20 protein-coding genes are annotated in these 26,043 nt (G+C 72.6%); 9 read left to right on the forward strand and 11 right to left on the reverse strand.

Features of this window, described 5'->3' with window-relative positions; all coding sequences use genetic code 11:
• The first annotated feature begins 24 nt into the window (after positions 1-24).
• Positions 25-1,998, forward strand: a complete 1,974-nt coding sequence (locus ACYU7L_RS05450) for a M13 family metallopeptidase (protein WP_460794283.1) — start codon at positions 25-27, stop codon at positions 1,996-1,998.
• Between the two features lie 260 nt (positions 1,999-2,258).
• Positions 2,259-4,427 (forward strand): DEAD/DEAH box helicase, encoded by a 2,169-nt coding sequence (locus ACYU7L_RS05455; RefSeq protein ID WP_460794284.1) that lies wholly within the window; start codon positions 2,259-2,261, stop codon positions 4,425-4,427.
• A 77-nt stretch (positions 4,428-4,504) separates the two neighbouring features.
• Here ACYU7L_RS05455 and ACYU7L_RS05460 read toward each other — a convergent pair whose 3' ends face one another.
• The 4 genes from ACYU7L_RS05460 to ACYU7L_RS05475 form a co-directional block, all read right to left on the reverse strand.
• Positions 4,505-5,155: a QsdR family transcriptional regulator gene (locus tag ACYU7L_RS05460; protein ID WP_460794285.1), complete on the reverse strand. Its 651-nt coding sequence runs from the start codon at positions 5,153-5,155 to the stop codon at positions 4,505-4,507.
• Positions 5,156-5,189: 34 nt separating this feature from the next.
• Positions 5,190-6,080 (reverse strand): alpha/beta hydrolase family protein, encoded by an 891-nt coding sequence (locus ACYU7L_RS05465; protein WP_460794286.1) that lies wholly within the window; start codon positions 6,078-6,080, stop codon positions 5,190-5,192.
• A 268-nt stretch (positions 6,081-6,348) separates the two neighbouring features.
• Complete coding sequence (locus tag ACYU7L_RS05470; protein WP_460794287.1) at positions 6,349-7,932, reverse strand: DHA2 family efflux MFS transporter permease subunit; 1,584 nt, start codon at positions 7,930-7,932, stop codon at positions 6,349-6,351.
• Positions 7,933-8,035: 103 nt separating this feature from the next.
• Entirely contained in the window at positions 8,036-8,524 is a 489-nt protein-coding gene (locus ACYU7L_RS05475) for a glutathione peroxidase (protein WP_460794289.1), read from the reverse strand.
• Positions 8,525-8,662: 138 nt separating this feature from the next.
• Here ACYU7L_RS05475 and ACYU7L_RS05480 point away from each other — a divergent pair, with 138 nt between their 5' ends.
• Positions 8,663-11,602, forward strand: coding sequence for a DEAD/DEAH box helicase (locus ACYU7L_RS05480; RefSeq protein WP_460794290.1), 2,940 nt, complete (start codon positions 8,663-8,665; stop codon positions 11,600-11,602).
• Positions 11,599-12,291 (forward strand): SWIM zinc finger family protein, encoded by a 693-nt coding sequence (locus ACYU7L_RS05485; RefSeq protein ID WP_460794291.1) that lies wholly within the window; start codon positions 11,599-11,601, stop codon positions 12,289-12,291. Before ACYU7L_RS05480 ends, ACYU7L_RS05485 begins: the two co-directional genes overlap by 4 nt.
• A gap of 11 nt (positions 12,292-12,302) precedes the next feature.
• On the opposite strand, the gene ACYU7L_RS05490 is transcribed toward ACYU7L_RS05485, so the two are convergent.
• A complete protein-coding gene (locus ACYU7L_RS05490) occupies positions 12,303-12,989 on the reverse strand; it encodes a maleylpyruvate isomerase family mycothiol-dependent enzyme (RefSeq protein ID WP_460794292.1) in 687 nt (228 codons plus the stop codon).
• Between the two features lies 1 nt (position 12,990).
• A complete protein-coding gene (locus ACYU7L_RS05495) occupies positions 12,991-13,584 on the reverse strand; it encodes a maleylpyruvate isomerase family mycothiol-dependent enzyme (RefSeq protein WP_460794294.1) in 594 nt (197 codons plus the stop codon).
• Between the two features lie 75 nt (positions 13,585-13,659).
• On the opposite strand from ACYU7L_RS05495, the gene ACYU7L_RS05500 reads away from it, so the two are divergent.
• Positions 13,660-14,361 (forward strand): winged helix-turn-helix transcriptional regulator, encoded by a 702-nt coding sequence (locus tag ACYU7L_RS05500; RefSeq protein WP_460794295.1) that lies wholly within the window; start codon positions 13,660-13,662, stop codon positions 14,359-14,361.
• A 90-nt stretch (positions 14,362-14,451) separates the two neighbouring features.
• On the opposite strand, the gene ACYU7L_RS05505 is transcribed toward ACYU7L_RS05500, so the two are convergent.
• The 4 genes from ACYU7L_RS05505 to ACYU7L_RS05520 form a co-directional block, all read right to left on the reverse strand.
• The gene (locus ACYU7L_RS05505; protein ID WP_460794296.1) at positions 14,452-16,200 is read right to left on the reverse strand and encodes an ABC transporter ATP-binding protein; all 1,749 of its coding nucleotides are present in this window, start codon (positions 16,198-16,200) and stop codon (positions 14,452-14,454) included.
• A complete protein-coding gene (locus ACYU7L_RS05510; RefSeq protein ID WP_460794297.1) occupies positions 16,197-17,861 on the reverse strand; it encodes an ABC transporter ATP-binding protein in 1,665 nt (554 codons plus the stop codon). Before ACYU7L_RS05510 ends, ACYU7L_RS05505 begins: the two co-directional genes overlap by 4 nt.
• A gap of 158 nt (positions 17,862-18,019) precedes the next feature.
• Positions 18,020-18,601, reverse strand: coding sequence for an SACE_7040 family transcriptional regulator (locus tag ACYU7L_RS05515; protein WP_460794299.1), 582 nt, complete (start codon positions 18,599-18,601; stop codon positions 18,020-18,022).
• Positions 18,588-19,724 (reverse strand): YihY/virulence factor BrkB family protein, encoded by a 1,137-nt coding sequence (locus ACYU7L_RS05520; protein ID WP_460794300.1) that lies wholly within the window; start codon positions 19,722-19,724, stop codon positions 18,588-18,590. Before ACYU7L_RS05520 ends, ACYU7L_RS05515 begins: the two co-directional genes overlap by 14 nt.
• A 145-nt stretch (positions 19,725-19,869) precedes the next feature.
• Between ACYU7L_RS05520 and ACYU7L_RS05525 the strand changes: the two genes are divergently transcribed.
• The 4 genes from ACYU7L_RS05525 to ACYU7L_RS05540 all read left to right on the forward strand — a co-directional run bounded on the left by ACYU7L_RS05525 (position 19,870) and on the right by ACYU7L_RS05540 (position 25,156).
• The gene (locus tag ACYU7L_RS05525) at positions 19,870-21,447 is read left to right on the forward strand and encodes a carboxyl transferase domain-containing protein (protein WP_460794301.1); all 1,578 of its coding nucleotides are present in this window, start codon (positions 19,870-19,872) and stop codon (positions 21,445-21,447) included.
• 5 nt (positions 21,448-21,452) lie between these two features.
• Positions 21,453-23,369 (forward strand): acetyl/propionyl/methylcrotonyl-CoA carboxylase subunit alpha, encoded by a 1,917-nt coding sequence (locus tag ACYU7L_RS05530; protein ID WP_460794302.1) that lies wholly within the window; start codon positions 21,453-21,455, stop codon positions 23,367-23,369.
• 49 nt (positions 23,370-23,418) lie between these two features.
• The gene (locus ACYU7L_RS05535; RefSeq protein ID WP_460794303.1) at positions 23,419-24,357 is read left to right on the forward strand and encodes a hydroxymethylglutaryl-CoA lyase; all 939 of its coding nucleotides are present in this window, start codon (positions 23,419-23,421) and stop codon (positions 24,355-24,357) included.
• Between the two features lie 184 nt (positions 24,358-24,541).
• A complete protein-coding gene (locus ACYU7L_RS05540) occupies positions 24,542-25,156 on the forward strand; it encodes a dienelactone hydrolase family protein (RefSeq protein ID WP_460794306.1) in 615 nt (204 codons plus the stop codon).
• Positions 25,157-25,162: 6 nt separating this feature from the next.
• Here ACYU7L_RS05540 and ACYU7L_RS05545 read toward each other — a convergent pair whose 3' ends face one another.
• Entirely contained in the window at positions 25,163-26,026 is an 864-nt protein-coding gene (locus ACYU7L_RS05545) for a hypothetical protein (RefSeq protein ID WP_460794308.1), read from the reverse strand.
• Positions 26,027-26,043 lie beyond the last annotated feature (17 nt).

Here is a 26,043-nt window from a genome sequence, read left to right on the forward strand (position 1 = left end):
CGCGGTGCCGGTTAGGGTCGAGCCGTGACGATTCTCGATGACGCCCGCGAGGGCATGGACACCGGCATCCGGCCGCAGGACGACCTCTTCGGTCACGTGAACGGCCGGTGGCTCGCCGAGACCGAGATCCCCTCGGACCGCTCGAGCTGGGGCCCGTTCGTCTCGCTCGCCGACGCGGCCGAGGAGCACGTGCGCGAGATCATCCTCGAGATCTCCGAGCACGACCGCGAGGGGCTCGGCGACGACAGCCGCAAGATCGCGGACCTGTTCGCCTCGTTCATGGACACCGACGCGATCGACCGGCTCGGTGACGCCCCGGTCCGCCCGCTGCTCGGCGCGGTCGGCGGGCTGCGCGACGTGCGCGACCTCGCGGCGTACCTCGGCGAGTTCGAGCGGGTCGGCGGCCACGGCATCTTCGGCTCCTACGTCGACACCGACAGCCGCAACTCCGACCGCTACCTGTTCCACCTCGGTCAGGGCGGGCTCGGGCTGCCCGACGAGTCCTACTACCGCGACGAGAAGTTCGCTGAGATCCGCGAGCAGTACGTCGCCTACCTGACCCAGCTGCTGAGCCTGGCCGACGTGTCGGTCGCCGGCATCACCGACCCGGCCGCGGCTGCGACGAAGGTGCTCGAGGTCGAGACCCGGCTCGCGCAGGGGCACTGGGAGCGCGCCGAGTGCCGCGACGTCCAGAAGACCTACAACCTGCTGACGATCGCCGAGCTGCGCGAGCTGTGCCCGAGCTTCGACTGGGACGTCTACGTCACCAACCTCGGCGGCGCCGAGCGGACCATCGCCGAGACCTGCGTGCGGCAGCCGTCCTACTTCACCCACCTGTCGACGACGCTGGCCGAGGTGCCCTTCGACGACTGGCGGCCGTGGATGGCGGTGCGCGTGCTGCGCTTCGCCTCGCCGTACCTCACCGATGAGTTCGTCGAGACCAACTTCGACTTCTACGGCCGCACCCTCAACGGCACCCCGGAGCTGCGGGCCCGCTGGAAGCGGGGCGTGTCGCTGGTCGAGGGCGCGCTGGGCGAGGCGGTCGGCAAGGAGTACGTCGCGCGCCACTTCCCGCCGCACTCCAAGGCGATGATGGACGAGCTCGTCGCCCACCTGCTGGAGGCCTACCGGCAGTCGATCGCGGCGCTCGACTGGATGACCGAGGAGACCAAGCAGCGCGCGTTCGACAAGCTCGCGACGTTCCGGCCGAAGATCGGCTACCCCGACCGCTTCCGCGACTACTCCTCGCTGCACATCCGCCCCGACGACCTGATCGGCAACGTCGCCTCGTCGTCGTCCTTCGAGACCGACCGGCAGCTCGCCAAGATCGGCGCGCCCGTCGACCGCGACGAGTGGTTCATGCTGCCGCAGACCGTCAACGCCTACTACAACCCCGGCACCAACGAGATCTGCTTCCCCGCCGGGATCCTGCAGTCGCCGTTCTTCAGCCCCGACGCCGACCCGGCCGAGAACTACGGCGGCATCGGCGCAGTCATCGGCCACGAGATCGGCCACGGCTTCGACGACCAGGGCGCGCAGTACGACGGTGCCGGCAACCTGCACGACTGGTGGACCGCCGACGACAAGGCCGCCTTCGAGGTCAAGGCCCGGGCGCTGGTCACGCAGTACGACGGGTTCTCCCCGCGCGCACTGCCCGGCGAGCGCGTCAACGGCTCGCTGACCGTCGGCGAGAACATCGGCGACCTCGGCGGCCTGACAATCGCGCTCAAGGCCTACCGGATCTCGCTGGGCGACCGGCCGATTCCCGAGGCCGACGGCCTGACCGGCATCCAGCGGCTGTTCATGAACTGGGCCTTCGTCTGGCGCACCAAGCGCCGCCTCGAGCAGGAGCGCCAGTACCTCACCATCGACCCGCACTCCCCGCCGGAGTTCCGCGCCAACATCGTGCGCAACCTCGACGAGTTCCACGACGCCTTCGGCACCCAGCCGGGTGACGGGCTGTGGTTGGAGCCGGGTGAGCGGGTGCGGATCTGGTGAGGGGGCTGTGGGGCTGTCGGTTTCCCCGGTCGACCGGGGAACGCTGATGTTGTCCGGCGAAACTTCGCCCGACAACATCAGGGATTGACAGTTCAACTACCCATTTGACCGATATCCGGCGACCCCGCGCGACAAGATGACGCATTTCGACCCGGCAGCGGTCCCGCCCTGAGCGGCCACCGCCACGCTGTTGCCGCGTCGGGCGCCGCCCCTGTGGAGGGAGTACGACGGGTGTCCGTGGCCGCTGGTAGACAGGGCGCATGACCACCCCCACCTCCGAGGCCGTGCCCAGCACCCAGCCCAGCACCGACCGGGCCGCCGTGCGCCACGAGGCCGAGGAGCGTCTGCGCGCGCTCGTCGGCCGCGAGGACGCCGTCCTGCGCGAGGACCAGTGGACGGCGATCGAGGCGCTCGCGGTCGACCACCGCCGCGCCCTGGTCGTGCAGCGCACCGGCTGGGGCAAGTCGGCGGTCTACTTCGTCGCGACCGCCCTGCTGCGGGCGCGCGGAGCCGGACCGACGGTCATCGTCAGCCCGCTGCTCGCGCTGATGCGCAACCAGATCGCCGCCGCCGAGCGGGCCGGCATCAAGGCGGTGACGATCAACTCGACCAACATCGAGGACTGGCAGCGCATCCACGCCACCATCGAGTCCGGTGAGGTCGACGTGCTGCTGGTCAGCCCCGAGCGGCTCAACAACCCGGCGTTCCGCGACGAGGTGCTGCCGCAGCTGGCTGCGACCACCGGCCTGCTTGTGGTCGACGAGGCGCACTGCATCTCCGACTGGGGCCACGACTTCCGGCCCGACTACCGCCGGATCCGCACGCTGCTCACCGAGCTGCGCCCCGGCGTCCCCGTGCTGGCCACGACCGCCACCGCCAACGAGCGGGTCACCCACGACGTCGCCGAGCAGCTGGGCGGCGGGCTGCCGCAGGCGCAGGAGTCGGCCGACCAGCGTGCCGAGGACGCCGGCGTGCTCGTGCTGCGCGGGTCGCTCGACCGCGAGTCCCTCCGACTCGGCGTCGTCCGGCTGCGCACCGCCGAGCAGCGGCTGGCCTGGCTCGCCGACCACCTCGCCGAGCAGCCCGGCAGCGGCATCATCTACTGCCTCACGGTGGCGGCCACGCAGGAGATCGCGGCCTACCTGCGCGACCGTGGCCACGAGGTGCACGCCTACTCCGGCCAGACCGACCCCACCGAGCGCAACGCGCTCGAGCAGTCGCTGGCCGAGGGCCGGGTCAAGGCCCTGGTGGCGACCAGCGCTCTCGGGATGGGCTTCGACGCCACGCTCGGCTTCGTGATCAACGTCGGCGCGCCCGCCAGCCCGGTCTCCTACTACCAGCAGGTCGGCCGCGCCGGCCGCGGCACGGACGAGGCCACGGTCGTGCTGCTGCCGGCCATCGAGGACCGTGACATCTGGAAGTACTTCGCCTCCCTCGCCTTCCCCCGCGAGGAGCTGGTCCGCCAGACCATCGACGCCCTCACCGAGGCCGGGCGCCCGATGAGCACCGCCGGGCTCGAGACCCGCGTCGAGCTCAACCGCACCCGCTTGGAGACGATGCTCAAGGTGCTCGACGTGGACGGTGCCGTCCGCCGCGTCAAGGGCGGCTGGGAGGCGACCGGCCAGCCGTGGGAGTACGACGCGGACCGCTACGCCCGCGTCGCCCAGGCACGCGAGCGCGAGCAGCAGGCGATGCTCGACTACCTCGACACAGGCGAGTGCCGGATGTGGTTCCTGCGCCACCAGCTCGACGACCCCGAGGCGGCGCGCTGCGGCCGCTGCGACAACTGCGGGGGCCTCGAGCTGACCAGCACCGTCTCCGAGCAGGCGATCGAGGAGGCGCACGCCCGGTTGGCCCGCCCCGGCGTGGCGATCACGCCGCGGAAGATGTGGCCGACCGCGCTGGCCAACATGGGCATCGACCTCAAGGGCAAGATCAGCGAGGCCGCCTCCGAGGGACGGGCGATCGCCCGGCTCACCGACCTCGGCCACGGGCAGGCGCTGCGCGACCTCTTCCGCCCCGACACCCCCGACGGGCCGGTCCCGGTCCCGCTGGTGCGCGCGGTCATCGAGGTGCTCGGAGACTGGCGCCCCCGTGCGGAGGCGATCGTCTACGTCGAGTCCGCGACCCGGCCCACGCTGACCCGCGACTTCGCCGACGGGCTGTCGCGCTACCTCAAGATCCCCGTCGTCGGGACCTGGGCGATCGTCGACGCGGGAGTCGCACCCGGCCAAGGCGCGATGAACTCCGCCCAGCGCGTCGCCGCGGTCGGCCGCCGCTTCGCGCTGCACGCCGAGGTCCCGACCGGCCCGGTCCTGCTCCTCGACGACCGCGTCGGCACCGGCTGGACCCTGACCCTCGCCGCCCGTGCCCTGCGCCAGGCCGGCGCCACCGACGTCCTCCCGCTCACCCTCGCCGTGGAGTCCTGACGCCGACCCGTCACTGCCTCGACCAGTTCGTCGGCGTGTCGCGGCGCGAGTGACGGGTCGCTGACGGGCGGGGCCGGTCAGGGAGCCGAGGCGGTGAACAGCGCGTTGATCAGCGCCGTGCAGGCATCGAGGTCCGGGACCCGCGAGGCCAGGACGTCGGCGTAGAGGAAGCTCTCGCCCAGGCGGACCGCCGCATAGCTGAGCGTGTCGACGTCGACCAGCGGCGCGAGCACGCCGGCTTCGACGTCGTGCTGCAGGATCTCGGCCTGGCGGCACACCAGGCGCGGCTGGATGCACCCGCGCGGATCGGTGAGCAGCCGAATCGCCACGGACGGCTCGGCATCCAGGAGGTGGCGCAGGCCGGGGTCCGCGGCGATGGTCGAGCGGAAGTCCTCCATCACCGCCAGCGACCGGATGCCCTCGTGCGACGCATCCCCCGCGGCGCGGGCGCGCTCCCAGCGGTCGACGCAGAGGGCCAGCGCGTTGTCGCCCAACAGCCACAGCGCCTCGCCCAGCAGCTGCTCGCGGGTGCCGACCCAGCGGTGCAGGGTGACTCGGGAGACGCCGAGCTCGCCCGCGAGCGCGCCGACGTCGAGCCGCTGCTCGCCGTACACGATCCGCGCGGCACGCCGTACGGCGCGAGCGGCGGCGGGTGTGAGGTCGGACAGCGGATCCGGCCACGTCGGGAGTACGCCGCGCGCCCCGGCGGCGACCGCGTCAGCGGCCACCACCGGGGCGTCGGGAGGGGTGTGCGTGCTCAGCTCAGGCCGCGCAGGTGTTGCGGTAGTCCGAGACCTCGCCGAACAGCGACGTCTCCGGGCCCGGGCAGAGGAACTGGCGGTAGCGGCTGTCGGAGTCGACGTAGAGCTTGAGCCAGCTGATCGTCGAGGACGCGATCGTGGTGTTGGAGGTGTTGGGGGCGAAGTGGTCCTCGTTGTTGAGCTCGAGGTATGCCTTCGGCGTGCTGTCCGGGATGGAGTTGTAGAACGGGATCGCGTGCGAGGTGGTCGAGGCGACCGAGTCGTTCTCCGCACCGATCATCAGCGAGGCGGTGCGGATCTCCGGCCAGGTCTTGTCGAGGTTCCACGGCGTCAGGCCGACGGCGGCCTTGAGCGAGGGCCGGTCCTTGGCGGCCTCGAGCGTGCCCCCGCCGCCCATCGAGTGGCCGATCACGGCGAGCCGGTTGGGATCGATCCGCGAGCGGATGGTGGTGCTGCTGCGCTGGGTCAGGTAGTCCAGTGCCGCGAGGAGTTGGTCACCGCGCGAGCCCGGCTGGTCATAGCGGCTCTGGGTGTTGAAGGTGATGACCACGAAGCCCTGCGAGGCCAGCCGCGGGCCGAGCCAGGCGATGGTCGACTCCGAGGCGGTGTAGCCCGGCGAGATCGCCACCGCGCCGTACGTCCCCTCCGCGGTGCTGGTCGGGTAGGTGATGGTGGCCGAGCCGAAGCCCGGCGTCGAGAAGTCCGACACCGAGGTCGACGAGACCGAGAACGGCCCGCGGGCCGCCTCGATGCTCGACTGGGTGGGGTTCGGCCCCCGCTCGTAGGGGCCGGCCGCGTTGGCCGGGGCGAGGGATCCTGCTCCCCCGAGGAGGGAGGCCATCAGGACTCCCGCCGTCGCCAGTGTGCTGATGATGCCGGTGCGCTTGCGCATGCTCGTCTCCAGGTGAGGTGGAGGGCGTGATGCGGCGAAGACCTGTGTCGACGCCAGTGCCCGAGATGGTGTGACGGTGATCACGTTACGAACCGGCGATATGTCACACCATGGGCGGCACGCACAGACTCCATGGGGCGCGGCGTCGGGTGGCGGACGCGGCGCGACCCGTCACTCGCTCCGCGACACGCCGGGAAAACGGTCGAGGGAGTGACGGGTCGGCTGGGTGGGGCTGGGCTGGGTGGGGGCTGGGCTGGGGGATGCCTGGTCAGTGGCCCATCAGGGCGGTGGGGTCCACCTGCTTGGCCGGGGGCTTGCGGGGGAGGAAGGCGACCGGGATCAGGCAGCAGCCGACCAGGATCGTGCCGATCACGAAGACCGTGGCGTAGGACGACGCGAGGTCGGGCAGCGCGACGGGAGCGAGCTCGGCCAGCTTGGCCTTGAGCGCGACCGCCTCCTCGCCGGTGGCCTGGGAGAGCAGCCGCTTCACGCCGAGGTAGGGCCCGGCGGTGTCGCTGCTGGTGATCCCCTGGGTGAGCAGCACCGAGAAGAGCGCGGTGCCGATCGAGGCGGCCACCTGCTGGGTGATGTTCATCAGCGTGGAGCCGCGGGCGATGGTGTGGTCGCTCAGCGTCTGCAGTGCCGACGACATGATCGGCATCATCGTGGCGCCCATGCCGAGGCCCATCACGAACAGCGAGCCGAGGATGAAGGCGTAGGAGGTGTCCTCCTCCAGCTGGGTGAACATCGCCATCCCGAGCGTGACCGTCGAGATGCCGGCGAGCACCACCTTGCCGGGGCCCTTCTTGTCGGCCAGGAAGCCGGCGATCGGCATGGTGATCATGGCGCCGACACCCTGCGGGGCGAGCAGCAGGCCGGCGCCGAGCGCGTCCTCGCCGCGGACCTGCTGGAAGTAGAGCGGGAACAGCAGGCTGGCGCCGAAGAACGCGATCGCGAAGAGCGCCATGGAGAGTACGGCGAAGGTGAGCTGGCGGCTCTTGAACAGCCGCAGCTCGACCAGCGGGTGCGCGTTGCGGCCCGCCAGCGCCCACGGCACGAAGGCGGCGATGAGAAGCACACCGGCGACGACGGTGCCGATCACCTCGGTGGTCCACATCGTCCCCTCCTCCTGCTGCGCCTCGGGGATCGTCGAGATGCCGTAGAGGAAGAGCGCGAGACCGGGGGAGAGCAGCACCATGCCGAGCCAGTCGAAGGTCTCCGACGGCTCGACGTGGTCCTTCGGCAGCACCACCCAGGCATAGACGAGCGCGAGCAGCCCGATGGGCAGGTTGATCAGGAAGATCCAGTGCCACGACGCGATCTCGATCAGCCAGCCGCCGAGGATCGGCCCGAAGATCGGTCCGAGCAGCATCGGGATGCCGAGCACGGCCATCACCCGGCCCACCCGGTGCGGCCCGGCGGCCCGGGTCAGGATCGTCATGCCCAGCGGCATCAGCATGCCGCCGCCGAGGCCCTGCAGCACCCGGAAGATCACCAGCGTCTGCAGGCTGTCGGCCACGGCGCAGAGCACCGAGCCGGCGGTGAACAGCGCAACCGCGAGCAGGTAGAGCCGCTTGGTGCCGAACCGGTCGGCCGCCCACCCGGTCAGCGGGATCACGCTCGCGAGCGCCAGCGTGTAACCGGTCATCGTCCAGGCGACCTCGGCCGCCGAGGCGGAGAACTCGTTCTGGAACGTCTCCAGCGCGACCGAGACGACCGTGATGTCGAGGATCGACATGATCGCGCCGAGCACGACCACGCCGGCGACGATCAGGACGTCCTTGTCGAGCTTGTCGCTCGCGGCGTCGTGAGAGGGAACGTCGGAGGGCTGCTTGTCGAGGCTCGTGGACACCCGCAGACCCTAGGGATCCAGAGCCGTCCCCGTCATCTGGTTTCCACGCGATCCGGCTATGGGCTTGGCCACACGCGCTGGCGCCCGGTAGCAGAGGGGACGCTCAGCCGAGCTGCGCCTCCACCGCGCTGACCACCTGCGGGTCGTCGGGCACCACGCCGGGGCTGAAGCGCGCCACGACCGAGCCGTCGGGCGCGACGAGGAACTTCTCGAAGTTCCACTCCACGTCGCCGGCCGCGCCCTTCTCGTTGGGCGTGCGGACGAGCTCGTCGTACGCCGGGTGGCGGCCGTCGCCGTTGACCTCGACCTTCTCGGTCATCGGGAAGGTCACGCCGTAGGTCGCGGAGCAGAACTCCTGGATCTCCTCCGCGCTGCCGGGCTCCTGTCCCATGAACTGGTTACAGGGGACGCCGACGACCGTGAAGCCGCGCTCGGCGTACTTCTCGTGCAGCTGCTCGAGCGCGCCGTACTGCGGGGTGAGGCCGCAGCGGCTGGCCACGTTGACGACCAGGGCGGTCTTGCCGCCGGTGATCTCGCCGAGGGTGGCGGGGGTGCCGTCGAGGCGGGCCAGGGGTGCGTCGAGGAGGGTCATGGGCCGAGACTAGCGAGTCCCCAGCAGGTGGCGAGCGAGCGCGGGGGAACGAGTTGTCGGCGCCACGCGTTAGCGTCGAGTCGCCGTCCGGCACTCCGCCCCCACGGTCAGCCCAGAGGTCCCGCCCGGAGGTCCCGCTTGAGCTTCGTCCCCGTCACCGGGCCCGCAAGGCTGCGCACCGCCGTCCCCCCGCGGGACTCGGTGGTGGAGTTCACCGCGCCGGTGCCGGCGGGCGGGGGTACGACGCGCCGCGAGGTCGCGCTGCCGATGCGGGCGGCGCTGCCCGTGCTGACCAAGGCGCACGCCCGCGACGACGCGCACCCCAGCGTGCGGCTCCTCGCCGGCGCCGTGCTGCTGGGCATGCGACTGGTGGCGGCGGGCCGCTTCGAGCCACGTCCCGTGGAGTCGCCGCTGGACAGCCCCAGCTGGCGACTCACCGCGCTCCCCGACGACGACGAGGACCGGATCGTGATGCTGGCGCGCGCCGGGGCCCACGACGGCCTGGACGAAGCCGGCGCCGAGGGCGTGGTCCGCCAGGTGCTCGACGCCGTCGTCGACGCGATGCCGCGCAGCGCGCCGCGGGGGGCGACGCCGCCCGCCGCGGAGACCGAGACGGGGTCGGCCGGGCCGACGGACGCGCAGGCCGGCGCCCCGGGCCCGCGGGGTCGCTCCCTCGCCGAGCGGGGTCGCGCGATCGCTGAGCGGGGCGCCGCCCGCGCACCGGGACGAGGTCCGGGCCGACGTCCAGCCCCCCGTTTCGAGGAGCGCCTGCAGGCCCGCCTCGACCGGGTGCAGGCGGCGGCGCACGAGGCACCCGCTCAGCTGGTGCGACTGCTGCTGCGGGTCGAGGCCGACGAGGAGGAGCTCGTGGCGGGCTCGCTCCGCCTCGTGCTCCAGGTGCAGGACGAGCTCAACACCCTGCGCACCTGCGACGCGGCGCTGCTGTGGACCGAGCCGCGCGGCACGCACGGGTTCGGCGAGCGGGCGCGCACCCACGCGCTGATCGCCCTGCGCGCGGCCGCCGAGGCGTGGCCGGTGCTCGACCGGTTCCTGGAGATGCGGGTCCCCGACGAGATCACCCTCGAGACCGACGAGATCGTCAGCCTCCTCGATCACGGCGTCGGCGCGCTGAAGGACCGCGGCGTCGACGTGCTGTGGCCACGCTCGCTGGGGCGCGACCTCACCTCCACCACCGTGCTCGACCAGGCCGCCGCGCGTCGTACTCCCTCGGCCCGGGAGGGCCAGCTGGTGGAGGGGCTGTTCGGCGCCGAGAAGATCTTCAGCTTCCAGTGGCAGCTGGCCGTCCACGGCGACCCGCTGACCCCCGAGGAGATGGACCAGCTGGCGGCGTCGGCCAGCCCGATCCTCAAGCTGCGCGGCAACTGGAGCGTGGTCGACCCGGCGATGGCCAGGCGCGCCAAGAAGCGCCTGGTCCGCACGGTGACCCCCGCCCAGGCACTGAACGCCACCCTGACCGGCATCGTCGAGGTCGACGACAAGGACGAGACGGTGGTCGTCGGCGCGACCCTGGAGCGGATCCGGGAGCGGATCCGCACGGCGGCGACCCGCGATCCGGTCGCGGCGCCCGCGCTGCTGCGCGCGCAGCTGCGCGACTACCAGCTGCACGGCCTGACCTGGCTCAGCGAGATGACGTCGCTCGGGCTCGGCGCCTGCCTGGCCGACGACATGGGCCTGGGCAAGACCGTCACGCTGATCGCGCTGCACCTGCACCGCCGCGAGGGCGGCGCGCTGGGACACACGGGGGGGCCGACGCTCGTGGTCTGCCCGGCGTCGCTGATGGGCAACTGGGAGGCGGAGATCCGCCGCTTCGCCCCCGAGGTGGAGGTACGCCGCTTCCACGGGTCGCAGCGCTCGCTCGAGGGGTTGGCCGGCTCCGACGAGCGAGCCGGGGCGATCGTGCTCACGACCTACGGCACGATGCGGCGCGACTGCCTGCCCGGCGACGAGGCGGCGGCTCGGGCGCTGGGGGAGGTGGACTGGGACCTCGTCGTCGCCGACGAGGCGCAGCACATCAAGAACTATCGCTCCTCGACCGCCCGCGCGCTGCGCACCCTCGACTGCGTCGCCCGCGTGGCGCTCACCGGCACCCCGGTGGAGAACGACCTCACTGAGCTCTGGTCGATCCTCGACTGGGCGATCCCCGGGCTGCTCGGCAGCCGCAACGCCTTCCGCCGGGCCTGGGCCGCCCAGATCGAGGGCGGCGTCGACCCGGAGATGACCGCCCGCTTCGCCGCCCTGATCAGCCCGTTCCTGCTGCGCCGGCGCAAGTCCGACCCGGGCGTCGCGCCCGAGCTGCCCGCCAAGACCGAGACCGATCACCTGCTGGCGCTGACCCGTGAGCAGGTCGTGCTCTACGAGGCGTTCGTCCGCGACACGATGGAGCGCATCGAGCGCTCCGACGAGGAGGCCCGGCGCGGGCTCGTCCTCGCGCTGCTGACCGGCCTCAAGCAGATCTGCAACCACCCGGCGCAGTTCCTCAAGCAGGCCAGCCCCCGCCTTGCCGGGCGCTCGGAGAAGCTCGACCTCCTCGACGAGCTGCTCGGCACGGTCCTCGCCGAGGGCGGGGAGGTGCTGATCTTCACGCAGTACGTCGCGATGGCCCGGCTCCTGGAGACCCACCTCGCGCGCACCGGCGTACCCCACCAGTTCCTGCACGGCGGCACCCCCGTCCGCGAGCGCGAGGCGATGGTGGCGCGCTTCCAGGCCGGTGAGGTGCCGGTGTTCATCCTCTCGCTCAAGGCCGGCGGCACCGGGCTCAACCTGACCCGCGCCGACCACGTCATCCACCTCGACCGGTGGTGGAACCCGGCCGTCGAGGAGCAGGCCACCGACCGGGCTTACCGGATCGGGCAGACCAGGCCGGTCCAGGTGCACCGGCTGATCACGCAGGGCACCATCGAGGAGCGCATCGCCGAGCTGCTGACCCGCAAGCGCGCGCTCGCCGACGCCGTCCTCGGGCGGGGCGAGCTGGCCCTGACCGAGCTCGACGACACCGAGCTGCGCGACCTCGTCGAGCTGCGCCGAGCGCCGGTCGCGCCCGAGGACGGTGATGCGTGAGCGCGGTGACCCATCGTCGCTTCCCGGCCCGCCGGGCGCCGCGCGCCGCCACCTGGTGGGCGAAGGCGTGGCTGCGGGCGGTGGAGGAGTCGGCCTACGCCGAGGAGGACCTGCGCAAGGCTCGGGCCCTCGCCCGCTCCGGCGGTGTCGGCGCGATCACCGTGGACTCGGGCACCTTCCTGGCCGCCGTGCAGGAGGGCGACGACGCCTGGACGGTGACTGGCACCGTCCCCGTCGTCGACGGATCCGGCGTCCAGACGCTGGTCGAGCTGGTCGCCGCCGAGGCCGGCCGGGTCGCCGCCCTGCTCGCCGGGGAGCTGCCGCTGCAGCTGGTCGAGGACGCCGACGAGTCCGGCGTCGAGCTGCTGCCGTACGGCGGGGAGCTGGGCGCCGCCTGCACCTGCGACGCCTGGGCGGACCCGTGCCGGCACGCGCTCGCGGTGCTCCACCAGCTCGGCTGGCTGCTCGGTGCCGACCCGTTCGTGCTGCTGCAGCTGCGCGGGCTGCCGCGCGACGACCTGCTCGCCCGGCTGCACGCGCGGACCTCGACTGAGGGGTCTGAGGGCATGGAGGATCTCGACCCGCGGCTGGAGGACGACCTCGACACCGCGCTCGACGCCGCCGCGCGGGCCCGGCGGCTGCTGGAGCTGTTGGAAGATCCGACCCAGCCGGTGGACCACCTGTTCTGAGGCGGCGCCCGTCAGTGCGTCGGGGTGAGGCGCGAGCGCAGCACGGTCGTCCCCGGCCCGTCGAGCTCGTCGAGGTAGGCGGTCCTGCCGGCCATGCTCATCACCAGCGCGAGCGTCGATCCGGTGACCAGGGAGCCGGTGACCAGGGAGCCGGTCACCGGGAACTGGACCGACGACGGGCCGGTCGCGAACGGTCCGTCGTCGGCCCGCAGCTCCAGGCCGGCCACCGTCCGGTGGCTGTTCACGGCGAAGTCGCGACGTGCGTAGAACTCGGCCACCGGCGTCAGCGCCTCGACGCTCGGGGTGCGGCGCAGGCCCAGGGGGCGGCGGATGTCCTGGGCGTGGACGACGATCTCGCCGAGGTAGGCAGCGGTGTGGCCCGACGGCGCGGTCACGCTGTCGACGACGGCGCGGAACCGCTCGAGCGTCTCGGCGGAGGTCGTCCCGCGGTGCTCGGCCAGCCTTCGCTCGTTGTGCACGTCGGGGCGCAGTCGCGCGCCGAGCATCGAGCGCAGCCACCGCCACTGGCCGAGGCTCGCCGCGGCGGTGAGGTGGGCGACGACCTGCTCGACGTCCCACTGGCCGCACAGCGTGTGGTGTCGCCACTGCTCGGCGCCGAGACCCGACAGGTCCTCCGCCAGGGCGGCTCGCTCGACGCGCGCCAGCTCCCAGAGTGGGTCGTTCTGCTTCTTCCCCATGTCACCCGACCTCCACGTCGCGTCCGGAGACCATCAGCAGCAGGTCGATGGCGTCGGCCACGACCTCGTCGCCCTCGCCCCACGACGTCCCCGTCGCCCCGTCGACCAGGCGCAGACCGGCAGCGCGCTCGCGGCCTCCGCCGAAGGAGACGGGGGTGCGCAGCTGGTGGGCGAGGGCGCGGGTGATCGCGGAGGGCGGATGGCTCCTCGCGATGCCCAGGGGGCGCCTGATGTCCTCGCCGTGCACGACGGCCTCCACCAGTCGGGTCGCGAGGCGGGCCGGCGGCGTCCGGGTGAGGCCGGCGACGTTCCGGAGGGCATCGAGGGTGTCGCTCGGGTCGGCGCGCCGCTCCCGGCAGACCCCGGCCTCGTTGGCGCGGTCGAAGTCCATCCGGGCCGCCACCATCGAGCGGACGAAGGCGAGGCGGCCGGTGCGTGCCGTGTCGACGAGGTGTGCCACGACGTCGTGGACGTCCCACCCGGGGCACAGGGAGGGCGTGCGCCACTGCTCGGGACCCAGCTCGTCGAGGTCGTCGGCCAGCTGTCGGCGCTCGTCGTGGACGACCTCCCAGATCGCCGTGGCTGAGCTGCGCATGTCGGCTCCTCGCCCTAGGTAGCGGCACTACAGAATATGAAGTGAACACTACTGTGGGCATAGTAGCCTGTGTCAATGGCAACGCGCCGCACCTACGGGTCCTTCAACGACGGCTGCGCGGCGGCCCATGCCCTCGACCTCATCGGGGAGCGGTGGACGCTGATCGTCGTACGCGAGCTGCTGCTCGGCCCCAAGCGCTTCACCGACATCCAGCGCGACGTCATCGGCATCGGTCCCGCGGTCCTGACCCAGCGCCTGCACGACCTGGAGGCAGCAGGCATCGCTCACCGGCGCCGGCTGCCCGGGCCGGGACGCACCGACGTCTACGAGCTCACCGCGTGGGGGCACGGGCTCGAGGCCGTCAACACCGCGCTGTCGCTGTGGGCGGTGTCGTCACCGGCGCTGCCGATGGAGGCGGACATGAGCCCCGACACGGTGGTCCTGGCGATGCGCGCGCACGCCCGGCCGGTCCCCGGGTGCGCGGACGAGCAGCGTGTGGCGCTGCACCTGACCGACTCGCGTCGCCCGGACAGCGAGCCGGCGACCTACCTGGCGCGGGTGTCGGCGGACGGCACGAGCATCGACCGGGAGCCGGACCCTTCGCGGGTCGACGCCGAGGTGGCGGCCACCACCGCGGGGTGGAAGGCGTGCGTGATCGGCGGCGTCCCGCTCGAGCGGCTCGAGGGCGTCGAGATCTCCGGCAGCCGCGCGGCCGTCGAGCACCTGGTCGCCGCGACCTCCCTGTCCGCTCCGCCCGTCTCCGTCGCCCGGGAGTGATCCTCAGCCGGCGCGCTGGGCGGCGAGGAGGGCGTCGACGTCGTGGGCCGGGGCGGGCCGGGCCAGGTGGAAGCCGGGTGGCGACGATGCTCAGTCGGCCGCCGACCACGCCGCCCAGAGCTCGCCGTACCGTCCCCGGCGCGCCAGCAGCTCGTCGTGGGTGCCGCGCTCGACCACCTCGCCGTCGTGCAGGACGAGGATCTCGTCGGCCGTGCGTGCCTGGGTGAGCCGGTGCGCCACGACGAGGGCGCCACGGCCTTCGGTCACCGCGAGTGCGGCGGCCTCGAGCTCGCGTGCGCCGGCCGAGCCGGCCTCGGCCGTCGCCTCGTCGAGGACCACGACCCAGGGGTCGGCGAGTACGACGCGCGCCAGCGCCAGCTGCTGCGCCTGAGCGGCGGTGACGCGGTGCGCGCCATCGCCGACGAGGGTGTCGAGCCCGTCGGGCAGGGCGGCGACCCAGGCTCCGGCGTGGGCCACGGCCAGGGCGGCCAGGACCTCGTCGTCGCTCGCGTCGGCGCGGGCGAGCGTGACCGCGTCGCGCACCGTGCCGGAGAAGACGTGCACGTCCTGGCTGACCAGCACCACCCGGCGTCGTACGGCGTGGGCCGGGAGCGCCGCGAAGGGGATGCCGGCGAGCGTGACCTCGCCGTGCGTGGGACGCAGCACCCCCGCGGCGACCGCCCCGAGCGTGGTCTTGCCGGCCCCGGTCGCCCCGACCAGGGCGATCCGGCGGCCGGGCTCCAGACGCAGGTCCGTGGCGGTCAGCACGGGCCGGCCCGCGACGTACTCGTGACCGACGCCGGCGAGCACCAGCGCGCCCGGGGTCGCGGGGAGGACGTCGACGGACTCCTCAGGGACGGGGAGTCCGGCGACGCCTGCGAGGCGGGCCAGGGACGCGCCGGTCGACTGCAGCTCGTCGAAGAGCAGCAGCAGCGCGCCGATCGGGTTGAACAGCCGGTGGAAGTAGAGCGCGGCCGCCGTCACTGCGCCGACGGTGCTCAGGTCCTCGCGCACCAGCCAGAAGCCGGCGCCGATGACCAGGCCGAGCCCCAGCAGCTCGGTGGCGTTGATGCGGGTGAAGAAGCGGGTGAGGAGGCCGAAGACGTCGAGCGCGATGTCGACGGCGCGCTGGGAGGTCGCCTCGACGCGGCCCTGGTGCTCGCGCTCGAGCGCGTAGGCCCGCACGGTCGGCGACCCCTCGATCGAGCTGACCAGCACCTCGGCGCGCTCTCCCTGGGCGATGCGCTCGTCGCGGTAGCGGGGGCTGGAGCGGGGGAGGTACCACCGAAGCGCGCCGGCGTAGGCCGGCACCGTGAGCAGGCCGACCAGCCCCAGGCGCCAGTCGAGCGTCAGCAGGCCGACGGCGGTGAAGGAGATCGTCACGATGGCGGTGACGAGCGTCGGGATCACCCGGACGAGCGCGTCGGCGATCATCCGGACGTCGTCGCCGACGCGGGAGAGCAGGTCGCCGACGCCGGCGCTCTCGACGCGGGCGGCGTCGAGGTGCAGGGCGCGGTCGAGGACCTCCTCGCGCAGCTTCGCCAGCGCCGGCTCCCCGGCCCGGGCCAGGAACGCCACCGCGAGGCCGCTGCTGATCGCGGCGATGACTCCCGAGCCGGCGATCAGGAGCGCGACGCGCGTGACGTCGTCGGCGTCGCCGCCGGAGCGGATGTCGTCGACCAGCTGGCCGAGCACCCACGGTGGCACCAGTCCGCTGAGGCCGGCCACTGCGAAGGAGAGGACGGCCGCCGTGAGGGCCGCCGGATGCGCGGCGACGAGTCGCCACGCCGTACGCACGGTCTCTTGGCGGCTCGCGATCGGCAGCAGGTCGCGGCTCATCGCAGCACCAGCTCGCGATAGGTCGGGTCGCCGCTCAGCTCGGCATGGGTGCCGCTCGCGGCCACCCGGCCGTCGCGGAGCACGACGACGCGGTCGGCCTGCGCGAGGAGGGCGGGGCTGGTGGTGAGCAGCCACGTGGTGCGGTCGGACCCGGCGCCGTGGCGCAGCTCGCGGATGCCGGCGGCGATCCGGTGCTCGGTGACCGCGTCGACGGCGGTGGTGGGGTCGTGCAGCACCAGCACCGGAGCATCCGCCGCGAGGGCCCGGGCGAGCGCGACCCGTTGGCGCTGGCCGCCCGAGAGCGTCGAGCCCTGCGCCGACACCGGCTGATCGACCCCCTCCTCCCGCAGGGCGGCGACGTCGGTGGCGGCCGAGGCGGCCAGGGCGCGGTCGAGGGTGGCCGCGTCGCAGCCGTGGGGCGGCGCCACGTTGCTGCGCAGGGTGCCCTCGAAGAGGTCGGGATGGTGGGGGGCGACGACCAGCCGGCTGCGGCGGGCGTCGACGTCGAGCTCGTCGAGGGGTACGCCGTCGAGGAGGGCGCTGCCGTGCTCGTCGGGGTGGACCTCGCCGGAGAGGATGCGCATCGCGAGGGCGGCGTCCGAGGGGTCGGTCACCAGGCCGAGCAGCTCGCCGGGTCGTGAGGTCACGTCGCGCAGCCGGAGGCCACGCGGGTCGCCGGAGTCGGGCGTGCGGTCGCCCGCGCCGAGCAGGGGCGGGGAGTCGAGATAGGCCACGATGCGGCGCGCCGAGGCGTACGCCCGGCCCGCGTGGGCGCCGACCTCGCCCAGGGCGCTGATCGGCTCGGCGAGGAACTGGGTGAGGCCGACGATCGCGACCAGCTCGCCGATGGTGATGTCGCCCTCGACGGCCAGCCGCCCGGCCAGCAGCGCGACGAGCGCGAGGAAGAGCGTGCTGAGCCCGGTGGAGAGGCCGGTCATCACGCCGTACGAGTCGGCCGTGCGGATGCTCGCGTCGCGGGCCGCCGCGCTGTGCACGCGATATCGACGCCCGGCGACGTCCTCCGCGCCGATCCCCTTGAGCACGCGCAGCCCGCGGACCAGGTCGGTCGCGACCCCGGTGGCGCGCGCGACGGTCTCCTGCTGCTGGTGGCTGCGCCGCGAGATCGTCGGCGTCACGACCTGGATGATCGCCAGCACCACCGGCACCCCGATCAGCACGACCAGGCCCAGCTGCAGGTCGATGCCGATCAGCACCCAGGCGCTGACGAGGATCGCCATCAGGCTGGCGAGCGTGTAACCCACGGAGTTGACCAGCTGGCCGACTGCCTCCGCGTCCGAGGTGGCCAGCGACAGCGTCTCCCCGGGCAGCAGCGTGCTGCTGGTCCCGCGCGGGTCGAGCGCCCGCCCGGCCGTCTCGACGCGCATCGCGTGGGTCTCGCGCTCCATCACGCCGACGCCCAGCCGCGCGCCGTACCGCCACGAGAGGCTGAGCACCACGAACAGCCCCACCAGCACCGACCCCCACAGCGCCAGCTCGCCGGCGTCGGAGGTGGCCACGGCGCGGTCGATGAGCAGCCCGATCACCACCGGCACGAGCGTCTCGCACAGCTGCCAGAGCGCCAGCAGCACCATGAAGACGCTCAGCCGCCGCCAATTGCGGCGCAGCATCCGCCAGACCAGCGCGAGAGGGGTGGAGGGCACCGAGTGAGGCTAGCCTTACCCGGCTTCCCGCCCTTCCCCGACCTCCCCCATGTAACGCGGGGTTATGCGAACTGACGCAGCGCCATTTCGCTGTGGTGGATCGGATAACCCCGCGTTACATGGGGCTCGGCGGCGCGCGGGGGCGGCCGCGCCGGCGGCTAGGTCGGGATCGTGAGGGCGGCTCTGGCCATCTCCGCGAGCAGGGCGCGCATCGTCTCCTCGGGGAGCAGGGCGCTGCGGGGGGTCGAGTTGATCAGGCCGAACGCCGCGTGGGCCATGGCGCGGGCGCGATCGGTGGCCAGGCCCGGGTGCAGGCGGCGCAGCTCGGCGGCCCACAGGTCGACGTAGTCGCGCTGCAGCGCCCGGACCCGCTCGCGCGCCACCTCGGGCAGGGACTCCCAGTCGCGGTCCTGGACGACGATCAGCGGCTTGTGGCGCAGGGCGAAGTCGACGTGCCAGTCGATCAGGGCCGTCAGCGCCTCGGCGGGGTCGTCCACGCCGTCGGTGCGGGCTCGACCCACGGCGAGCAGCTCCTCGCTGATCGAGACCAGCATCTCGGCGAGCATCGCGTCCTTGGAGGAGAAGTGCTTGTAGAGCGCCGGCCCCGAGATCCCGCACGCGGCGCCGAGATCGGCGACCGAGACGCCGTGGAAGCCGCGGGCGGCGAAGAGCTCGGCGGCCGTGGCGAGGATCTGCTCGCGTCGGCTGGTCGGCTCGGGTACGGCGCTAGCGGGGCTCATCGTGGGCCTGACGATCGGCGGGGGCAGTGGTTGGCGGGGAGGTCAGCGGAGCGGTCCGAGGGGCAGCCTCGGCGGCGGGCGCGTCGGCAGCGCGAGCCGCCTCAGCGGCCTCGGCGGCGCGGGCGGCCCGGGCGGAGCGCTCGAGCGGGGAGGGTGCGAAGGTGACGCTGACCGTCTGGAAGCCCTTCAGCCGCTGCGCCTGGGCGAGTCCGGCATAGGCGCGACGGTCGCCGTCGGTGAGCCGGACCCGGTCGGTGAACGGCGTGAGCAGCGCGCGTGGGTAGAGCCGCTTGGCCAGCACCACGTTGAGCTCGACGCCGATGACCGAGACGACAGAGGCGGCATAGATCAGCCCCATCAGGCCGAGGACCAGGCCGAAGGTCTGGGTCATCGCGGAGGTGCCGACAAGCACCGAGGTGGCGTAGTAGGCCCCGACGATCTGCAGTCCCTGCCACATGACCGCGACGGCGAACGCCCCCGGCGCCGCGCGCAGCAGGTGGTGGTTGCGGGCGGTCGCGAGCCGGAACAGGGCGGTGAAGGCGCCGCCGACGAGCACGATGTTGACCAGGCGCAGCGCCCACCCGGCCCACCAGTCGGGCGAGGAGCCGAAGATGTCGGTGGCGTTGGCGACCTCGCTGGCCACGCTCACGGCGAGCAGGACCACGCCGACGAGCACCAGGATGCCCAGGCTGCGCACCCGGGCCAGGATCGGGTTGGGGCGGCTGTTGCGGGGGATGGCCCAGGCGGCGTTCTGGGTGTTCTGGATCGCCTGGCCGAGCCCCACCGCGCCGTACAGCGCGATCAGCGTGCCGATCACGATGCTCCGCGGCGACCCCTGGAGGCCGCCGGGCCGCCCGAGCTCGTCGCCGATGATCGGGAACTGGCTGAGCGCCGTGTCGAGCAGGCTCTCCTGCAGGCCGGGTCGGCCCTCGAGGACGAGGCCGAGGATCGAGGTGCCGAGCAGCATCAGCGGGAAGATCGCGATGAACGCGTAGTAGGTCATCGCGGCGGCGAGGTAGTTGCCCTGGTCGTCGATGAACTTGTAGACCACGGCGAGCGGGATCGACAGCCGTGGGTGCCGGCGGTGCCACCGGTCGACGGAGGCGACGAACCCGTGATCCACGTGAGGCAGGCTACTCGGCCCGCGTGCCAGATCTCCCTCGACGCGACTCTGGATCCGGCGCCCGATGCGGTGAACCATGGCCGGACCGACCCCGAGGCGGTAGCATCGCCGGCGTTGGTTAGCGATCATTAACCTGGAGGTACGCATGGCCGCGGAGATGAAGGAGCTCGTCGCCGAGCTGCGCGAGCGTCTCGCCGTCGCCCGGCGCGGCGGCTCGGAGGCAGCCCGCACCAAGCACACCGACCGCGGCAAGCTGCTCGTGCGCGACCGCGTCGACCGGCTCCTCGACCCCGGCAGCCCGTTCCTCGAGCTGAGCCCGCTCGCCGCGACCGGCATGTACGGCGGGGACGGTGCCGGCAGCGCGGAGACCGTCCCCAGCGCCGGCATCGTCACCGGCATCGGCCGGGTCAGCGGCCGCGAGTGCATGGTGATCGCCAACGACGCGACGGTGAAGGGCGGCACCTACTACCCGATCACGGTCAAGAAGCATCTGCGCGCCCAGGAGGTGGCCGCGCAGAACGAGCTCCCGTGCATCGCGCTGGTCGACTCCGGCGGCGCCTTCCTGCCGATGCAGGACGAGGTGTTCCCCGACAAGGAGCACTTCGGCCGGATCTTCTTCAACCAGGCCAACCTCTCCGGGCGCGGCATCCCGCAGATCGCGGCGGTGATGGGCTCGTGCACCGCCGGCGGCGCCTACGTCCCGGCGATGTCGGACGAGACCGTGATCGTCAAGGACCAGGGCACGATCTTCCTCGGTGGCCCGCCGCTGGTGAAGGCCGCCACCGGCGAGGTCGTCACCGCCGAGGAGCTGGGCGGCGGCGACGTCCACGCCCGCACCTCCGGCGTCGTCGACCACCTCGCCGAGGACGACGCCCACGCTCTCGCGATCGTGCGCAGCATCGTCGACACCTTCGAGCGCCGCCGCCCGCCGTCGATCGAGCGGCACGAGTCCGAGGAGCCGCTCGAGGACCCCGCCACCCTGTACGACGTGGTCCCCACCGACGCGCGCACGCCGTACGACGTGCGCGAGGTGATCCGCCGCATCGTCGACGGCAGCCGGATGCACGAGTTCAAGCGGCTCTACGGCGAGACGCTCGTCTGCGGCTTCGCCCGGATCCACGGCTACCCCGTCGGGATCATCGCCAACAACGGTATCCTGTTCAGCGAGTCGTCGCTCAAGGGCGCGCACTTCATCGAGCTGTGCAACCAGCGCGGCATCCCGCTGGTCTTCCTGCAGAACATCACCGGCTTCATGGTCGGCCGCGAGTACGAGAACCGCGGCATCGCCCGCGACGGCGCCAAGCTCGTCACCGCGGTCGCCTGCTCGGTGGTCCCGAAGTTCACCGTCGTCATCGGCGGCTCCTACGGCGCCGGCAACTACGGCATGTGCGGGCGCGCCTACGACCCGCGCTTCCTGTGGATGTGGCCCAACGCTCGGATCTCGGTGATGGGCGGCGAGCAGGCCGCCTCGGTGCTGTCGACCGTGCGCCGCGACGGGCTCGAGTCCCGTGGCGGGGAGTGGTCGGCCGAGGAGGAGGAGGCCTTCAAGGCCCCGATCCGCGAGCAGTACGAGCACCAGGGCTCCCCCTACTACTCCACCGCCCGGCTCTGGGACGACGGGGTCATCGACCCCGCCGACACCCGTCGGGTCCTCGGCATGGGCCTCGCCGCCGCCGCGCACGCGCCGGTGCCGGAGCCCTCCTACGGCGTCTTCCGGATGTGATGAGCATGATCCCGATCGACCTCCACACCGTCCTGGTCGCCAACCGCGGCGAGATCGCCCGGCGGGTGATCCGCACCTGCCGGCGCCTGGGCATCCGCAGCGTCGCGATCTTCACCGATCTCGACGTCCACGCCCTGCACGTCCGCGAGGCCGACGAGGCGCTGCGGGTGAGCAGCTACCTCGACATCGAGGCCGTGGTCGCCGCTGCCCGCGCCGCTGGGGCCGACGCCGTCCACCCGGGCTACGGGTTCCTCTCCGAGCGCGCCGAGTTCGCCCGGGCGCTGGAGGAGACCGGCATCAAGCTGGTCGGGCCGTCCTCGACGGTGATGGACCGGATGGGGCGCAAGGACGCCGCGCGGGAGATCGCCGTCGCGGCGGGGGTGCCCGTGGTGCCCCGCGGCGAGGACGCCGGGTTCCCGGTCCTCGTCAAGGCGGCCGCCGGCGGCGGCGGCAAGGGCATGCGCATCGTCCGCGACGCGAGCGAGTACGACGCGGCGCTGGCCGCCGCGAAGCGCGAGGCGCTGTCGTCCTTCGGCGACGACACCATGCTGGTCGAGAAGTACGTCGAGCACGGGCGCCACCTCGAGGTGCAGGTGCTCGGCGACGCCCACGGCAGCGTGGTCCACCTCTTCGAGCGCGACTGCTCCACCCAGCGCCGCCACCAGAAGGTCATCGAGGAGGCCCCCGCCCCCGGCATCGACGCCGCCCTGCGGCACCGGCTCACCAGCGCCGCGGTCGCGCTGGCGAAGCACGTCGGCTACGAGGGCGCCGGCACCGTCGAGTTCCTCCTCGACGCGGACACCGGCGAGGCCTACTTCCTGGAGATGAACACCCGCCTCCAGGTCGAGCACCCGGTCACCGAGGCGATCTGCGGCGACCTCGACCTGGTCGAGCACCAGCTGCGCGTCGCGGCGGGGGAGCCGCTCTCGTTCGGCCAGGACGAGCTCTCGATCAACGGCCACGCCATCGAGGTACGCGTCTATGCCGAGGACTCCTTCGGCGGGTTCCTGCCCCAGGCCGGGACGGCGACGCTGGTGCGCTGGCCAGAGGGCGTGCGCGTCGACCACGCCCTGGAGAGCGGCCAGGTCGTCAGCACGTCGTACGACCCGATGCTCGGCAAGATCGTCGTGCACGCCGCCGACCGCGAGAGCGCCCGCCGCGCGCTGATCACCGCCCTCGACGACACCGCGATCCTCGGGCTCACCACCAACGCCGGGTTCCTGCGGGCGCTGGCGGCGAGCGACGAGTTCCGCGACGCCGCCATCGACACCGCGTGGCTCGACACGGCATGCGTCGAGGCGCCCGGCGTCGACACGCCGCGCGTCTTCGCGGCCTGGACCCAGGCGATGCTCGCGGCGGAGGGCCACCTGCCCGGCGGCCTCGACGCGGGGCACCCCTTCCACGCCGACGGCTTCCGGCTGGGCGCCGCCCACGCCTCGCAGACCGTCGAGCTCGACCGGCCGGTGGTCGTCGACCGCGCGGCCGGACTGGTCGGGGACCAGGCGGTCCGCGAGCTGTCCGCCGAGCGCCACGTGGTGGTGCTGTCGATCGAGGGACACCGGGAGCAGGCGGTGGTCGATGCGACCGCCCACACCGTCGAGGTGGTCCACCGCGGCCAGCGCCACGTGTTCACCCGTCCCGACCCGTTCCTCGACCACGCCGCCGACGTGGGCGACGGCACCATCCTCGCGCCGATGCCCGGCACGGTCCTCACGATCGACGTCGCCGAGGGCGCCACGGTCGCGGAGGGCGACGTGCTGGCCACGATGGAGGCGATGAAGATGGAACTCACCTTGAAGGCGCCGTTCGCCGGCACCGTCACGGCCGTCGAGGCGAGCGTGGGCAGCCAGGTCCCGCTCGGTGCCCGGCTCCTCGTCGTCGAGCCCGAAACCGTCGAGCCCGTCCCCGCCGACGCCGAGTAGCGTCGGACCCAGCCGACCCCCGCGGCCAGACAGCAGAGGAGAACCGCCCGTGCGCAGCCCCCAGCAGGTGCCCGCCCCCGGCCTGCCGGAGCAGGTGACGATCTATGAGGTCGGCGCCCGCGACGGCCTGCAGAACGAGTCGACCCGGGTCCCGCTCGAGGTCAAGGCGGAGTTCGTCGGCCGTCTGCTGACCGCGGGCATGCCGGTCGTGGAGGCGACCAGCTTCGTGCACCCCAAGTGGGTGCCCCAGCTCGCCGACGCCGCCGAGCTGATGACGCTGCTCGTCGACCAGCACGGCGACGAGGCCCGCGACCTCCCGGTGCTGGTGCCCAACGAGCGCGGCCTGGACCGGGCGCTCGACCTGGGGCTGCGCCACATCGCGATCTTCGGCTCCGCGACCGAGACCTTCGCCCAGCGCAACCTCAACCGCAGCCTCGACGAGCAGTTCGCGATGTTCGAGCCGACCGTACGACGCGCGCGCGACGCCGGCGTCCGGGTGCGGGCCTACGTCTCGATGTGCTTCGGCGACCCGTGGGAGGGCGAGGTCCCGATCGACCAGGTCGTCTCGGTCGGCAAGCGGCTCTTCGACCTCGGCGCCGACCAGCTCAGCCTCGGCGACACCATCGGGGTCGGCACCCCCGGCCACGTCTCTGCCCTGCTCGCGGCCTTCGCGGAGGCCGGGATGGCGACCGACCAGCTGGCGATGCACTTCCACGACACCTACGGGCAGGCGCTGGCCAACGCCTACGCCGCGCTGCAGGCCGGCATCACGACGTTCGACAGCAGCGCGGGCGGCCTCGGTGGCTGCCCCTACGCCAAGAGCGCCACCGGCAACCTCGCCACCGAGGACCTGGTGTGGATGCTGCGCGGTCTCGGCATCGACACCGGCGTCGACCTCGAGGCCCTCGTCGCCACCAGCACGTGGATGGCCGGCCGGCTCGGGCGTCCCAGCCCGTCGGCCGTGGTGCGTGCGCTGGGTGACGGCTGAGCGCCACGTTTCTGGGCTTGTGTCACCTGGATGCCCGATCCTGTGATCGCGCCCAGGCGGCAGTCGCCAGGATCCGGATCTGCCGTTGTCACTCCCGGGGCCTGGCGGGTCCAAGGCCCCTGGTCGCCCTCCCTCTGCGACTGGTAAGCCGATTGCAGGAGCGATCCCGTCGTGAGGAGCAGACATGGCCTCGATAGCGCTGTTCCACTCGGTGCTCGGAGTCCGACCAGGCGTGCAGGACGCCGCCGCGCGGCTGCGCGCAAGCGGGCACGAGGTGCTCGTCGTCGACCAGTACGACGGCCGGTCGTTCGAGGACTACGCCACCGCGATCGCCTATCAGGAGGAAGTGGGCTTCCCCAGACTGATGCAGGCCGCCCTTGACGCCACGGCCGACCTGCCGGACGGCTTGGTGGTGGCCGGCTTCTCCAATGGCGCCGGCATGGCCGAGCACGTCGCCCTGCACCGCCCGGTGGTTGCTGCGGTGCTGTTCTCCGGTGCGCTGCCGCTGCCGTTCCTCGGCGCCGACGCTTGGCCCGCGGCGGTGCCGGTGCAGCTGCACTACGCCGTCTCGGACCCGAACCGCAACCAGGACTGGGTGGACCAGTTCCTTGCGGCGGTGCGCGCGTCCGGAGCGGACGCCGAGTTCCACGAGTACGTCGCGTCCGGGCACCTGTTCACCGACGCCTCCCGACCCGACGAGTTCGACTCGCGCGCCACGGAGGAGCTGTGGACCCACGTGGACGACTTCCTCCGGAACATCCCAGGGCCGTCCCCGACTGCAAGTCCGCTGCGGGCGTGAGGCAGGTCACTTGGAGCGCTGCCGGCGCACCAGCAATGTGAGCGCACCGGCGGTGGCGAACAGCCAGGCAACTGCCAGTCCAGTCGCTAGGTCGCTGCTCCCGTGGTTGCCGTAGTCGTCGGTCACGTTTGGCGGCAGCATGTGCTGGGCGCCGCCCTCGTTCTGGTGCACGACGGCAGACACGTGCATTGCGCCATGCGCGATCACGGCACCCAGTGGGTTGCCGGTCAGGGCGGTCGGCACGTTCGCGACGATGGCGCCGATCTCGGGGTACTTGATGGTGTCGCCGCGGTACTCGGAGTGCCCCAGGTGGTAGGTGGTGGTCACTAGCAGCGACAGGGCCAGGGCGAGCCCCGCGAAGCTGACCTTGCGGCCGAACCCCCTCCGGTTTCCGCGCATCAGCAGGTAGGCCACGGCGGCCGGGAACACGTACAGGGTCAACGCGTCCACGGACCCGTAGATCAGGCCGCGCCAGAGGATCTGGAACCCGTAGCGCCAACCGTCTGGGTGCGGTGTGGCCGCTTGGTTGAAGACGCCGATGGCCAAGGCGGCGCCAACGAGCGCTCCGACCAGGAGGCTCTGCCACAGATGCGCGGTCCACAACGGTCGTAGAACTGAGGCGTACGTGAACAGGAACGCGACGAAGAACGACACGGCGACCGTGAAGTAGCCGAGGAGGTACAGGTCAGGCTGGAGCTCGAGCCAGTCAGTGCCGACCAAGGGCACCAAGAAGAACAAGATCGCGCCAGCTCCCAGCCACAGCAGCAGGGAGCCTGTCCCCTCGCTGGTGGAGGGCTCGCGCACGGGTGTGGGGGTGTGGATCCGGTGGACGAGAGCTGAGTTGCGCGTGCGGCCGGTCATCGTGCTCATCTCCTTGCTGCTCCCAG

It is taken from the genome of Nocardioides pacificus, assembly GCF_054775955.1.